Here is a 13,946-nt window from a genome sequence, read left to right as displayed (position 1 = left end):
TCAGGCGACCGCCGCCTCGACCAGTTCGACTATTTGTTGCAGACCGGCGTCGATGTCGCCGCCCTTGATATGCACGCGCAGGTAGCGCCGTCCCCGTTCGGCCAGTACCTCAAGGTCGCCCTTGGCCTGGGCGGCCTCGACGACGCCAAAGCTCAGACCCCGCCCCGGAATCTCCAGGTCGTTCTGGGCATCGGCGGTAATCTGGATGAACACACCCGAGTTGGGACCGCCCTTGTAGGCCTGCCCCGTGGAGTGCAAAAAGCGGGGGCCGAAGCCGCCGACGGTCGCTACGCGCTTGCTGTCGCGAATGCTATCACGCATGGCGCTCAAGGCCTCCTCGTGCACGGCATTGCGCTCCAGATAGGCCAGCACCGCCAGGTAGTCACCAGGCTGCAGACGTGCTAGGTGCGCCTTGATCGCCGCGCGGGCGGTGTCCTGCCCCTGCAGGTCGGCATCGCCGAACAGGGTCAGGGCGCCCTCCTCCAGCAGCGGCTCATCACCGGCCAGACGACCGTCGCGCTCATAGCCATCGGTTAGCGCACGGGTCTTGATCTTGCTGGCTTCCACGTCGGGCTGATCGAAGGGATTGATACCGATGACGGCACCCGCTACTTCGGTAGCCACCTCCCAACGGAAGAATTCCTGACCGATCAGCTCGGCACGGGCCAGACGGATGTCCACTACCGGATGCCCCGCGGCGGCCAGGGCCTGCAGGCGACTGTCGCGCTCGGCGTCTTCTTCCCCGGCCAGCACCAGGCTGACGAACAGCCGGTCCCTACCGTAAACGCCTGGCTCTCCGAGGGGCTCCAGGTCCACCGGGATGATGCCCTTGCCCTGTTTGCCGGTGCTTTCGGCCAGCAACTGCTCCAGCCAGGCACCCAGACTGGCGACACCCGGCGAGGCGATCAGGGTGACCTTGTCACGTCCGGCACGCACCGCCTCGCCCAGGACCACGCCAAGACGGATACCGGGGTTGATGGCAGGCGGCGCACTGGGACCGCAGGCCAGCACCATGGGCTGGGTCACCTGGAAGAAATCGGCCACCGAGTGCCCGAGCAGCGCCAGAGGCACCATGCCGAACACCGACAGCACCGAATAGCGCCCACCGATGTGGGGATCGCCCTGGAAAATGGCCCGGTAGCCTTCGGCCGTGGCGCTGGCTTCGAGTTTGGAGCCGGGATCGGTAATGGCGACGAAGCGCTGTTGCACCTCACCCGCGCCCAGCGTGCGCTCGACAGCCTGGTGAAAATAGGCACGCAGGATTTCCGGCTCCAGGGTCGAGCCGGATTTGCTCGATACAAGGAACAGCGTCTTGCGCAGGTCCAACTGCTCTTCCAGCGCGGTGATCTGCGCCGGATCGGTAGAATCCAGCACCTTGAGGGTGAGTCCGCCCGTAGCGGTACCCAGGGTATTGGCCAGCACTTCCGGGCCCAGGCTCGAACCACCCATGCCCAGTAGCACCACGGTATCCAGGCCTTCCTTGCGCACGGCGTCGGCCAAGGCCTTCAGGGACACGGGATCGGCTTGACGCCCCTGGGCGGCGGCTAGCCAGCCGACCCACTGGTCTTCGTCGCGACCGGTCCAGAGCGAGGCATCGCCCTGCCACAGCCGGCGCGACCAGCCTTCACGTCGTGCCTCGTCGAGGCGGGCCTCGACGGCTTCATTCAGTTCCTGCGGCAGCCGATAGTCCGCCGCATTCAGGCGCTCGCCGAGAAAATCGAGGCGCTTCTGGCCGACCGCGCCCAACAGGGCATCGGCGGCGTCCTCGAATTGCCGGGCGCCGTCCTTGACCAGCCGCTTGGCCACGCCATCGAGATCCAGCCCGAAACGGGCAGTCGCGTCCACCACTCGCTGCGCGGCTTCGATATCGGTGCTCAGCATAGGAGCTGCCGTGCCATGGTCGCGGAAGGCGTCCATGGTTTTGGGCGGCATGGTGTTGACGGTATCCGGACCGATCAGTTGGTCAACATAGAGGGTATCGGGATAGGCCGGATCCTTGGAGCCGGTGGAAGCCCACAGCAGTCGCTGCGGATGGGCGCCCCTGGCTTCCAGCACCTTCCAGCGTGGCGACTGGATCAGCCGCTGGTAGTCCTGGTAGGCCAGCTTGGCATTGGCGATGGCGACCTTGCCACGCAACTCGCCCAGTTCGGCCTCCTCGCCCTTGCGCTCGTCGATCAGTTTGTCCAGTACACCGTCGACCCGGCTGATGAAGAAGCTGGCAACGCTGGCGAGCCGACTGATGTCCTTGCCCTGGTGCAGCCGGGCTTCCAGGCCCGCGATATAGGCCTCCGCCACGGCCATATAGGCGTTGCGATCGAACAGCAGGGTCACGTTGACGTTGATCCCCTCCTCGACCAATTTGCGGATGGTCACCGCCCCTTCGGGCGTACCGGGCACCTTGACCATGAGGTTGGGCCGATCCACGGCCTGCCAGAGGCGCTGCGCCTCCTCCAGGGTGGCACGGGTATCCAGCGCCAGGTAGGGCGAAACTTCCAGGCTCACATAACCATCGCGCCCTTCGAGCCGGTCATAGACCGGCCGCAGGATGTCGGCCGCCTGCTGGATGTCCTCGATGGCCAGATGCTCGTAGACATCCACCGGCTCGGCATCGGCACGTTCCAGGAATGCCTCGAGGCTTGCATCGTAGTCGCTGCCGTGGCCCATGGCTTTCTCGAAGATCGAGGGGTTGGAGGTGACGCCCGTCAGGCCGTCACGCTCGATCAGCTTCTGCAGCTCACCCTTGGCGAGGAACTCGCGGCTGACGAAGTCGAGCCAGACCGCCTGGCCCTGCTCCGTCAGCTGTTTGAGTGGATTGCTCATGTGGCGCTCCCTTTGCGTTGCGCCTGTTCCTTGGCCAGCTTGACCACGTTTTCCACGGTGTAGCCGTATTTCGCCTGCAGCTTGCCGATGGGCGCGGAGGCACCGAAGGTGCTCATGGTCACCGAGGCACCCTTGCGACCGATGTAGCGCTCCCAACCCAGGGGACCGGCCTGCTCGATGGCAACGCGGCCCAGGACCTCGTCCGGCAGCACCGACTGCTTGTAGGCCTCGTCCTGCTCCTCGAACAGCTCCCAGCAGGGCATGGAGACGACTCGTGCCTTCACCCCTTCGCCCTGGAGCTGCTCATAGGCCTGCATCGCCAGGCCCAGTTCGCTGCCGGTGGCCATGAGGATCACCTGGGGCTTGCCGCCTTCGGCATCGGCCACCACATAGGCACCCTGGGCGACGCCCTCGGCGCTGGCGTACTTGGCGCGATCCAGGGTCGGCAGCGGTTGCCGCGACAGCACCATGCAGGAGGGTCGATTGGTCTGCTGCAGCGCGATCTTCCAGGCTTGCACCGTTTCATTGGCATCGCCCGGACGCAGGGTCAGCAGACCCGGGGTGGCGCGCAGCTGCGCCAGGTGCTCGATGGGCTGGTGGGTCGGGCCATCTTCGCCGACGCCGATGGAGTCGTGGGTGAAGACGAATACCACCGGCAATTCCATGATGGACGCCAGGCGGATCGGCGGCTTCATGTAGTCGCTGAACACCAGGAAGGTGGCAGTGAAGCTGCGCAGGTAGCAGAGCGCCATGCCGTTGGCGATGGAGCCCATGGCGTGCTCGCGGATGCCGAAGTGCATGTTGCGCCCCGACGGCTCACGGGCGGAGAAGCTGCCCGCGCCATCGAACTTGAGATTGGTCTTGGTGGACGGCGCCAGATCCGCCGCCCCGCCCACCAACCAGGGAATGTTCTGGGCAAAGGCATTGAGCGCCTTGCCACCGGACTCGCGGGACGCCACACCCTTGGCATCGGTATCGAAGCTGGGCAGCTTGGCGTCCCACCCTTCCGGCATCTCACCGGCGCGCATGCGCTGGAGTTCATCGGCGCGGGTCGGATCGTCCTGACGCAGGCGATCGAAGGCACGGTTCCAGTCTTCGTAAAGACCGCTGGCACGTTCCAGCAGGGCGTCGCGCAGGTGGTGACGGGCTTCGTCGGGCACCAGGAAGTCGGCGTCCTCCGGCCAGCCATAGGCCTTCTTGGCCAGCTTGATCTCGTCCGCGCCCAGGGGCTCGCCGTGGGCCGCCGCGGTGTTCTGCTTGTTGGGCGCGCCGTAGCCGATGAGGCTGTCGACCACGATCAGGGTCGGTTTGCCGGTATTGCCCTTGAAGCGATGCAGGGCGGCGGCCAGGGCTTCGGCGTCGTTGGCATCCTTGACGTGCAGGGTGTGCCAGCCATAGCCGCGGAAGCGTTCGGCCACGTCTTCGCTGAAGGCCAGTTCGGTGTGGCCTTCGATGCTGATGGTATTGTTGTCGTAGATCCAGCAGAGGTTATCCAGGCCCAGGTGGCCGGCCATGGAGGCCGCCTCGCCGGTGACGCCTTCCATCATGTCGCCGTCGCCGCAGAGGACGTAGACGTCATAGTCGAACAGCGTCACGCCCGGCTGGTTGAACCGCGCGGCCAGCCACTTCTGCGCCAGCGCCATGCCGACGCTGTTGCCACAGCCCTGACCCAGGGGCCCGGTGGTGGTCTCGATCCCGGTAGTCATGCGGTACTCGGGATGGCCTGGCGTCTTGGAATCCAGCTGGCGGAATTGTTTGATGTCGTCGAGGCTGACCGCCTCCTTGCCGGTGGCGGTGCCGTGCTCGTCGATTTCCTTGACCCCGGCCAGGTGCAGCAGCGAATAGAGCAGCATGGAGGCATGGCCGACCGACAGCACGAAGCGGTCTCGGTTGGGCCAGTCCGGATGCTCGGGGTGATAGCGGAGGAAGCGGCTCCACAGCGTGTGGCCGACCGGGGCCAGGGCCATCGGCGTACCGGGGTGGCCGGAGTTGGCCTTCTGTACCGCGTCCATAGACAGGGTACGGATGGTATTGATGGTCAGTTGGTCGGCGTTGGGGCTGGAAGGTGCGGTGGAACCCATGGCAAGCGTCCTCGTGCTGGCAGACACGCCACCCGCGGCGAAAACGGTCTCTACGGTCCCTGAAACCGTTCTCAACAAAGGCAGCGCCTAAGAGAAAAAGCAAAGCGGCCGGACGAGGTCCGGGACGGCGGGGGCAGGCATCCTCTGCGACCCCACGCCGCAGTCGCGATCCTTTCTCTAGAACAGCACGCCGGAGGGTTGGTTCCATGGCGGTAGATAGCCGGCTATCGACTTGCGCGCTCAGTGTCCGGCGGCAAGCGACTGCTCGACGTCCAGGCCGGCGTCACGCATCTGCGCCAGCTTGTACCTCAAGGTGCGGGCACTGATGCCCAGACGTTCAGCGGTCTCCTTGCGCCGACCGCGCTCGGCCCTGAGGGTATCGAGAATCACCTGGAATTCCCGGTCGCGCAGATCGGCGTCCAGCGGGCGCATGGCCTCGTCAGGGGGTGCCTCGGGTACGGGCGCCACCCGAGGCACCAGGAATACACCCGTGGCCAACCAATGCAGCCCGAAATCCTCGGCCTGGATCTGCTGGCCCGGTTGCAGGATCAGCGCCCGCTGCACGGCGTTATCCAGTTCGCGCACATTGCCCGGCCAGGGGTGCTCGGCCAGGGCCTGGCGCGCACCAGCGCTCAGGGTTGGTACCGGCCGATTCATCCGCGCGGCCTGGACCGCCAGCAGCCGTTCGGCCAGGGGTACGATGTCGGCCGGCCGCTCGCGCAGCGGTAGCCAGGCCAGCGGAAAGACCGACAGCCGATAGAAGAGGTCTTCGCGAAAGCGCCCGGCGGCCACCTCCTCCGCCAGCTTGCGATTGCTGGTGGCCACCACGCGGATGTCCAGAGCCAGCGGCTTGCGCGCCCCGACCCGCTCCACCTCGCGCTCCTGCAAGACGCGCAGCAACTTGGCTTGCAGGCCCAGGGGCATTTCGGAAATCTCGTCCAGCAGCAGGGTGCCGCCCTGGGCCAGTTCGAACTTGCCGGGCTGGGCGGCGATCGCCCCGGTGAAGGCGCCCTTCTCGTGACCGAAGAGAATGGCTTCGAGCAGGTGATCGGGAATGGCCGCGCAATTGACCGCCACGAAGGGGCCTTCCGCCCGTGCCGATTGATCGTGGATGAAGCGCGCCAACACTTCCTTGCCGGTACCAGATTCGCCGGTGATCAGCACCGTGGCCTCGCTCTGGGCTACCCGGCTGGCCAACTCCAGCAGTTGTCGACTCTGGGGATCGGCCGCCACCGGCTGGCGAGCACCGGGCACGCGCCGTCCCTGGGGGCAGCAGCGCGCCAGGGTATCCAGCAGCAGCCGCGGCTCGAAGGGCTTGACCAGGTAGTCTGCCGCCCCGCCACGCATGGCCTCGACGGCGCGTTCGATGCTGCCGAAGGCGGTCATCAGCAATACCGGCAGCGCCGGATCGCGCAGCCGGATACTGGCCAGCAACTGATGCCCATCGATGCCCGGCATGTTGACGTCGCTGATCACCAGGCCGAAGGGTTCCTCGGCCAGCGCCAGCAGGGCCGCCTCGCCGCTGTCCACGGCGCGATAGCGATAGCCGCCAAGTTCCAGGGTGTCGGCCAGGGCTTCGCGCAGGGCACGGTCGTCTTCCACCAGCAGGATGGGCAGGGTCATGCCGGGGTCTCCTCGCTCGCCAGCAGCGGCAGTATGAAGGTCACCACCGTGCCGCGCCCCACCCGGGAGCGCACGTTCAGCCGCCCGCCATGGGCCTTGGCCATCGCCAGGGCGACCGGCAGGCCGAGACCGGTGCCGGTGGTCTTGGTGCTGAGAAAGGGTTCGCCCAGCCGTTGCTGGACCGCCAGCGGGATGCCAGGGCCACTGTCGCTGATCGCCAGGCGCAATTCTCCGCCACGGCGATGGAGATGTATCTTGAGGCGCGCCGGGCGACCGCCGCCGGCCATGGCCTGCAGGGCGTTATGGATGAGGTTCAAGGCAGCACCTACCAGCATGTCGCGATTGCAGGCGAGCAGCCCGCCCTGGGTGTCGAGTTGCCAACGCACGGGGCAGTCGCCCAGATGAGGGATGGCGGCCTCGCGCAGGGCATTGAACAGCGCGCTGGGCGTCAGTCGATCCGCCAAGGGCAATTCGCCGCGGGCGAACACCAGCATGTCGCGGACCTGGTTTTCCAGTTCGTGCAGCCGTTCCTTGAGGCGGCCGGCGAAACGCTGCTGTTGCGCCAGCGCCAGACCGCCCTCCTCCAGGTGGCTGGCATAGAGCAGCGCCGCGGTCAGCGGCGTACGGATCTGATGAGCCAGCGAGGCCATGGTCCGCCCCAGCGCCGAAAGCCGTTCATGCCGCGCCAGCTCGCCCTGCAGATGGCGGGTTTCGGTGAGGTCGTTGAGCAGCACCAGTTGACCCGGCTCCCCGTCCAGGGAACGGATGGCGATGGACAGGCGGCGCCCGTCGCGCAGGGAGACTTCATGGCCGTCGTCATGGCGCGGCGCAAAGGCCCGTGCGATGACTGAGCGCCACAACTCGCCTGCCAGCGGCTCGCCGAGCAGGGCCTCCGCTACGGGGTTGGCATCACGCACGCGCCCGGCGCCGTCCAGCACCACGATGCCAGCAGGCAAGACGTCGAGCAGATTCTGCAGCCGGCTGGCTAGGCGTTCCTTTTCCGCCAACTCCTGCAAGCGCTGGGCGGACACCCACTCCAGTTCACCCTGCAGCGAATTCATCCGGGCTTCGAGCAACTGGAAAGATTCGCTCAGCTGACGCGACATCTGCCCCAGGGCTTCACGAGCCTGCGCCGACGCGGAGGCCTCCATGGCAGCATCGTTGGGGACAGCGGAAGAAAGGGCTTGCGCAGGCATCGACTTTGGCTCGCGACGAACAATTGACATTGTCCGGGTTGGAGCAAGACCCATGCCGCCTGGTAGTGACGCCTATTCGGAGAGAAACGAGCCGTAGGTTGGGTGGAGGCGGCTTCGTCGTCGAAGCCCAACCGCATGACCGAGTTGAGCACCGTTGGACTTCGCTGCGCTCAGCCCAACCTACAAAGAGCCCGCTAGATCTCTTCGTCGAACTCGTCGTCGCGGCGACCCATGCCGTACTTGCGCATCTTCTCGACCAGGGTGGTCCGGCGGATGCGCAGCCGCTCGGCAGCACGGGCCACGACGCCACCGGCATCGTCCAACGCCTGCTGGATGAAACTCTTTTCCAGATTGGCCAGGTAGTCCTTGAGATCCAGGCCTTCGCTGGGCAGCAACGCCGAGGACGACACCTCGACGGTGCCGATCCCGGCCATGGCCTCGCGCTCTTGAAGTTCTTCGCGCAGCGACTCCACCATGGGATCGGCTTCGTCTTCCACATAGCGGAACTTGAGCGGCAACTCTGCCACACCGATGACCCCATAGGGATGCATGATCGCCATGCGCTCCACCAGGTTAGCCAGCTCACGGACGTTGCCCGGCCACTCGTGGCGGCACAGCGACATGATGGCCGCCGAGTTGAAGCGGATGGAGCCGCGCTTCTCATGCTCCATCCGGGCGATCAGTTCGTTGATCAGCAGCGGGATGTCTTCACCCCGCTCGCGCAGGGGCGCCATGTCGATGGGGAAGACATTGAGGCGATAGTAGAGGTCTTCGCGGAAGGTGCCCGCGGCGATCATCTGCTCCAGATTCTTGTGGGTCGCCGCGATGATGCGCACGTCCACGCTCTGGGTCTTGTTGCTGCCTACCCGCTCGTAAGTCCGCTCCTGCAGCACCCGTAGCAGCTTGACCTGCATGGGCAGCGGCATGTCGCCGATCTCATCGAGAAACAGGGTGCCGGTGTTGGCCAGCTCGAAGCGGCCGGCGCGGCTGGTGATGGCGCCGGTGAAGGCGCCCTTCTCGTGGCCGAACAGCTCGCTTTCCAGCAACTCGGCCGGAATGGCACCACAGTTGACCGGCACGAAGGGCGCCTCGCGGCGCTTGGAGTGGAAGTGCAGGTTGCGCGCCACCACCTCCTTGCCGGTGCCGGACTCGCCGAGGATAAGCACCGTGGCCTCGGTATCGGCCACCTGCTGCATCATCTTGCGCACACCCTGAATGGCGCGGCTGGTGCCTACCAGGCTGCGGAACAGTTCGGGCTCGCGCTGACGCCCGCGATCCCGGGCCTGGTCATACATCTCGCGATAGACCTGGGCGCGGTGCAGGGAGTCCAGCAGCTTATTGTAGGCCAGCGGATATTCAAGGGAGACCAGCACACGACGGCGAACGTCGTCCGGCCACTCCGATTGCGCCGATTCACCGAGCAGCAGCAATGGGACCATCTCGTCCCAGGCGACGATCTGCTTGAGCAGCTCGACACTGTTGCCGCGACTTTCGACGCGCCCAACCAGCACGCAGCTGACTTGCCGACTGCTGTCGAGCGCTTCGAGGGAGGACTGCCAATCGGAACTGGTGCAGGCGAGATGAGCCTCGCCGAGAAAATCGAGAATGACCGATACCGCCTTGCGCCGCTCGGCTTCATCGTCGATCAGAAGGATCTTGGTTTCACGCCACATGTCCCTGCCCCAATTCGGCTTGTCGGTTCGCTACGCGCAGGTGTCGCCTGCATCCAAGTGCCAACTGGTCGGCATCTTGCGCAAGTTAAGACAAATTGTGATGCGGGGTCAATTTTATGGCGGCGAAATATCCAAACTTTGAATTACCGTCCAACAGATGACAGTCAACCGAACAGTTGATAGACCTTAGCAGCCTGGTTCGATTTGTTGAGCCTGGTCAGCTCCTGGGCGGTGGCGTCCCGCTCTGCCTTGCAGCTCTGCAGCAGGGAGGCATAGAGCGACAGCAGGCGCTCGAGGCTGGCACGCAGGGCTACGGCCTCGTCGCCCGTGGCATACATGGCTTCGTCGACGAACAGGCGGCAATCCAGATCCAGCTCGGCGATCCGCGTCCAGTCTCCGGCCTTGAGCGCAGCGGCCATCTGCTCATAGACGAGCTCGACGCGTTCCACCGGGGTCTTTTGCATGGCGACGTTCATCGGTCGACTCCAGATCAGGGGGCAATGGCATCCCAGCCGGATTTGATCTCGCGGATCAGGCCGGATACTTCTTCCAGGATAACAGGATCATTGTTGCGGTTGGCTTCGCTGAGCCGGCGGATCATGTAGTCGTACAGGCGATCCAGGTTAGTCGCGATCTCGCCACCCTGCTCGAAATCCAGAACGTCCTTCAAGCCGGCGATGATAGATACGGTCTTGCCGATCAGCTCACCCTTCTCCGGCAGCCAACCCCGCTCAAGGGCACCTTGAGCCTTGGCCAGACGATCCAAGGCGCCCTGCATGAGCATCTGGATCAGCTGATGGGGACTGGCTTCGAACACCTGCGCCTGCAAACCGACTTGCTGGTATTGGCGCATGGCCGTCATTGCGTTCATGTCACAACCTCTGTGTGTTTCCGATAGTTCTTTATCGGTCGTCACAAGCAGAACTTGACGCCTGATCCGGCAAATTCTCTAGTGTCAGGAGCTCTTGGTCGCGAACGGCATGGACGCCAGCGAAGAGGCAAGCTGGGACGCCGTGCTGGACAGCTGGGAGTAGGTTGCATCCATAGCATTGTACTGTTTGTACAGACGGTCCTGGAGCGAGGTCATGCGCGTATTCAGCGCCGTCTGCTGCTGAGTGACCTTCTTGCGCACGTCACTCAGGGCCGAGGTCCGCTGCTCGAGAATACCGCCCGCCTGGGTATAGACGTCGAGTTTTCCCTTCATCCGCGCAGCCAGACCATTGTCACCCGTGAAAAAGCTTGCCAGGTCAGAAAAATTACCGCTTACCATCTTGCCCAGCTTGGTGTCGTCTATGGCGAGCGTGCCATCCTTCTGGGTCGTGATGCCTAGATCGGCCAAGGCCTTGATTGACCCCGTCCCTTGCATGTTCACCAACTCGTTGCGGATGGTGCTAGTAAGCGTTCGAGTGGTGGCATCCCCTACCAGCGCACCGGTGATGGGAGCGCTGTTTTCGCCTACCGTAGTGACAGCCGTCTGCGTCTTGATAACGCCCATTAGCTTGTTATAGGCATCGACGAATTTCTTGACGTTTCCCTTCACCCCGGCTTCGTCCTGGCTAACCCCTACGGTTATGGGGGCATCCTTGTCCGTCTTGGTCTTGAGCGTGAAGCTGACGCCCTCGATGGCATCATTGACGGTGTTGGTCTTGCTGGTGACCTGCAAGCCGTCCACCGTCATGAGGGCACTCTGCGCCCTAGTCAAAATCCGCGCGGCGGCCGGATCACTTGGCGTCGGCGGGTCGGCCACAGAGCTGTCGGTAGGCTTGGCAGACGGCGTGAACTCCAGCTTGGAAAGACTTTGGGTACCGCTGCCGTCGTCTCCTGAGACCGACACCGCGATGTCATTGCCGTCACCCGATTGAGTGCTGCTCAGCACCAGGCGTGCACCTTGGGTATCGCTGACGATGGTTGCGCTAAGGCCTTGAGATTTACCCGCCGTATTGATGGCGTCGCGAATACCCGCCAACGTGTTGTTGGTGGAGTCAATCTTGATACCGGGGATCGAGGTACTACCAACCTTGATGTCCAGGGTACCCTGACTGAACTTGTCCTTAGCGCTCACGGCTCCCAGGGCGACCTTGCTATTTGCGGCCAATTGCTTGACCTCGACCTGGTAACTACCCAGGCCGGCACTCTGGCTGGCGGTTGCCGTCAACACATCCGATTTTGACGTGCTGACAGTACGGGCCAGAAAGCTGGAGGGGCTATTGAGCGTGGTCAGAGCGCTCTGGAAATCGCTGATCGCGCTCTTGAGCGAACCGACGGCCGTGAGTTGCGCCACGGCCTCGTTTTCGGTCTTGGTGATCTGATTCTGCTTGGGTGCCTTTTCTGCCGCCACCATCGTTTTGACGATGGTGTCGATGTCGAGGCCTGAGCCGCCGATACCAGATATGCCTGCCATGTCTTCAATCTCCCCCGCCAACGTTTCGTCGTTGTGGATCCCGGATTACAAGATCCGTGCCGCTCAGGCTTTGGCCTCAAACATCAGGCTACGGAAGTCGTCGAGTTGCTTGGACAACTTCAACACCTCCTCCGTAGGAATCTGTCGTACCAACTTGCCTGACTCGCCGTCGATCACCTTAACCACGACCTCGCCGGTGGAGTCGTCCACCTGGAAATCGAGATTACGACGATCATTCTGTAGCTTTGATTTCAATCCGGAAACGGCGCTATCCACGTCGTCCTGGTTAACCTCTGCAGCCGACTGCTGGGTTTTGTCCTGCTCAGTGGCCGCAGATTTTTCCGAAGACGAAACGGCAGCTATCCCGCTTCCTCCCGAATTGGCGCCAGAGGCGGGCACCGCGGCAAAACCCGATGTTTTGACGATGTCCATGTTTTGTCCTCATAACGGATGAAAGGGAGAAGAGGCGTCCCTCTTCTCCCTGCCTTACCTAGCCGATCATCTGCCTTACTGGAGCAGGCTGAGTACCGACTGAGGCAGCTGCTTGGCCTGGGCCAGAATCGCGGTACCGGCCTGTTGCAGAACCTGGTTCTTCGACAGGTTGGCGGTCTCCTGGGCGTAGTCGGTGTCTTTGATCCGGCTACGAGCGGACGAGGCGTTTTCCGAGATGTTGGTCAGGTTGCTGATAGTATTGTCGAAGCGGTTCTGCACGGCACCGAGGTCGGCACGCTGGCTATCGATGTTGGCCAGGGCCTGGTCGATGACGGACAGGGCTTTCTGGGCACCGTCTGCAGTGGAGATGTCGACGTCGGAGACCTTGCTCAGCTCGGCGGTTTTCTTGCCGAACACTTCGGTAGTAGCACCAGTCATTGCGAAGGTCGTTGGGGAGTCCAGCTTCACGTAGCCAGTGGCCGTACCACCATTTGCTTTGATATCGGTGGACGCGCTGAATTTCCCGTCGCTGCTTTGAGAAGCGATTTTAACCGTGGCATTAGCACTGTTGGTGTCTTTGCCGAAGGTGATGTTCTCACCCGAAGCAGAAGTGATGGTCAGCTTCTTGCTCTGCTCATCATAGTTAGCAGTGACACCCAGCTTGCTGGCGTTGGAGTTGATCTGAGCGGCCAGCTCCTTGGTGCTGGTAACGCCTACCAAGTCGACAGAGTTGTCGCCAACCGTCATCTTCATGTTGACCGAGCCACTGGTAACGGCAACTTCAGCCTGAACTACCGTACGGGCAGACGCTGCCAGACCAGGGATCTTGCCATCAAATTTTGCGGCCAGAGTCTTCGCGCTGTCATTAGTAGCAACAGTCACGCTTTCGGATTTGCCACCGCCTACAACGTTGATGGTGCCGCTGGAGAAGACAGCGCCACTACCGGTAGTCACCTTACCCGTCTTAGTAGTGCCGTCAGAACCTTCGGTGGTAGCACCACCACCGATCTGATACGAGCCCAGAGCGGTCGAGGAGGTATCTTTCAGCGTAATATCGATGGTTTCGTAGGCATTGGAACCGATCTGGAAGCTGGTGGTCCCGAAAGAGCCATCGAGCAGCTTGCGGCCACCAAAGGTGGTGGTATCAGCGATACGGCTCAGCTCGGACTGCTGCGCGGAGACTTCTTTCTGCAGGGCAGCACGGTCAGCGTCACTGTTGGAACCGTTGGCGGACTGCACGGCCAGGTCACGAATACGCTGCAGAATATTGGTCGACTGCTGCATGGCGCCTTCAGCGGTCTGCGCTAGAGAGATGCCATCATTGGCGTTGCGAGTCGCCTGGTTCAAACCATTGATCTGATTGGTCAGACGGTTGGAAATCTGCAGGCCGGCGGCGTCGTCCTTGGCACTGTTGATACGGCTACCGGTGGACAGACGCTGCATGGAAGTGGACAGCGCGTTCGAGGAAGCTTGCAGGTTACGCTGGGTGTTCAGAGAAGCAATGTTGGTATTGACGGTAAGGGCCATGGTGGCGTCCTCCAGTAGAACCGTGTGTGCCTGAGCATGCGAACGGGGCCTGCTTGCTCAGGCGCCCCTGCATTTCGCATTCATCTTGTTTATCGGCGTGGACTCAGGAAGCTTTAATTTTTTCTTTCACTTCCTCTTGCTTTTTTGCGAGGAAGAAAAAAGGGAAGCCGTAGCTTCCCCCTGAGTACGATCT

The 13,946-nt window shown here is 63.0% G+C and carries 10 protein-coding genes; all 10 read right to left on the bottom strand.

The window, feature by feature from the left end:
- Positions 1-2,820: a bifunctional transaldolase/phosoglucose isomerase gene (locus NRG74_RS02035; RefSeq protein WP_257705620.1), complete on the bottom strand. Its 2,820-nt coding sequence runs from the start codon at positions 2,818-2,820 to the stop codon at positions 1-3.
- Complete coding sequence (tkt, locus tag NRG74_RS02030; protein ID WP_257705619.1) at positions 2,817-4,901, bottom strand: transketolase; 2,085 nt, start codon at positions 4,899-4,901, stop codon at positions 2,817-2,819. Before tkt ends, NRG74_RS02035 begins: the two co-directional genes overlap by 4 nt.
- Positions 4,902-5,141: 240 nt before the next feature.
- Complete coding sequence (locus tag NRG74_RS02025) at positions 5,142-6,524, bottom strand: sigma-54-dependent transcriptional regulator (protein WP_257705618.1); 1,383 nt, start codon at positions 6,522-6,524, stop codon at positions 5,142-5,144.
- On the bottom strand, positions 6,521-7,675 hold the full coding sequence (locus tag NRG74_RS02020; protein ID WP_257705617.1) for a sensor histidine kinase: 1,155 nt from the start codon (positions 7,673-7,675) through the stop codon (positions 6,521-6,523). Before NRG74_RS02020 ends, NRG74_RS02025 begins: the two co-directional genes overlap by 4 nt.
- A 239-nt stretch (positions 7,676-7,914) precedes the next feature.
- Positions 7,915-9,393, bottom strand: coding sequence for a sigma-54 dependent transcriptional regulator (locus tag NRG74_RS02015; protein WP_257705616.1), 1,479 nt, complete (start codon positions 9,391-9,393; stop codon positions 7,915-7,917).
- A gap of 164 nt (positions 9,394-9,557) precedes the next feature.
- Positions 9,558-9,869, bottom strand: coding sequence for a flagellar protein FliT (locus NRG74_RS02010; protein WP_257705615.1), 312 nt, complete (start codon positions 9,867-9,869; stop codon positions 9,558-9,560).
- Positions 9,870-9,883: 14 nt separating this feature from the next.
- A complete protein-coding gene (gene fliS / locus NRG74_RS02005) occupies positions 9,884-10,264 on the bottom strand; it encodes a flagellar export chaperone FliS (RefSeq protein ID WP_027601660.1) in 381 nt (126 codons plus the stop codon).
- Positions 10,265-10,348: 84 nt separating this feature from the next.
- On the bottom strand, positions 10,349-11,794 hold the full coding sequence (gene fliD / locus NRG74_RS02000) for a flagellar filament capping protein FliD (RefSeq protein WP_257705614.1): 1,446 nt from the start codon (positions 11,792-11,794) through the stop codon (positions 10,349-10,351).
- Between the two features lie 63 nt (positions 11,795-11,857).
- Positions 11,858-12,226, bottom strand: a complete 369-nt coding sequence (locus NRG74_RS01995; protein WP_257705613.1) for a flagellar protein FlaG — start codon at positions 12,224-12,226, stop codon at positions 11,858-11,860.
- 75 nt (positions 12,227-12,301) lie between these two features.
- A complete protein-coding gene (locus NRG74_RS01990) occupies positions 12,302-13,753 on the bottom strand; it encodes a flagellin (protein WP_257705612.1) in 1,452 nt (483 codons plus the stop codon).
- Positions 13,754-13,946 lie beyond the last annotated feature (193 nt).

The organism is Pseudomonas oryzihabitans, from assembly GCF_024652905.1.
GTDB lineage: Bacteria > Pseudomonadota > Gammaproteobacteria > Pseudomonadales > Pseudomonadaceae > Chryseomonas > Chryseomonas benzopyrenica.
This window is presented reverse-complemented; position numbering and strand designations above follow the sequence as displayed.

What these genes read in the sequence shown, in the direction of transcription:
- NRG74_RS02035 (WP_257705620.1), bottom strand. Translation starts at nt 2,820, where the DNA reads ATGAGCAATCCACTCAAACAGCTGACGGAGCAGGGCCAGGCGGTCTGG.
- tkt (WP_257705619.1), bottom strand. Translation starts at nt 4,901, where the DNA reads ATGGGTTCCACCGCACCTTCCAGCCCCAACGCCGACCAACTGACCATC.
- NRG74_RS02025 (WP_257705618.1), bottom strand. Translation starts at nt 6,524, where the DNA reads ATGACCCTGCCCATCCTGCTGGTGGAAGACGACCGTGCCCTGCGCGAA.
- NRG74_RS02020 (WP_257705617.1), bottom strand. Translation starts at nt 7,675, where the DNA reads ATGGAGGCCTCCGCGTCGGCGCAGGCTCGTGAAGCCCTGGGGCAGATG.
- NRG74_RS02015 (WP_257705616.1), bottom strand. Translation starts at nt 9,393, where the DNA reads ATGTGGCGTGAAACCAAGATCCTTCTGATCGACGATGAAGCCGAGCGG.
- NRG74_RS02010 (WP_257705615.1), bottom strand. Translation starts at nt 9,869, where the DNA reads ATGAACGTCGCCATGCAAAAGACCCCGGTGGAACGCGTCGAGCTCGTC.
- fliS (WP_027601660.1), bottom strand. Translation starts at nt 10,264, where the DNA reads ATGAACGCAATGACGGCCATGCGCCAATACCAGCAAGTCGGTTTGCAG.
- fliD (WP_257705614.1), bottom strand. Translation starts at nt 11,794, where the DNA reads ATGGCAGGCATATCTGGTATCGGCGGCTCAGGCCTCGACATCGACACC.
- NRG74_RS01995 (WP_257705613.1), bottom strand. Translation starts at nt 12,226, where the DNA reads ATGGACATCGTCAAAACATCGGGTTTTGCCGCGGTGCCCGCCTCTGGC.
- NRG74_RS01990 (WP_257705612.1), bottom strand. Translation starts at nt 13,753, where the DNA reads ATGGCCCTTACCGTCAATACCAACATTGCTTCTCTGAACACCCAGCGT.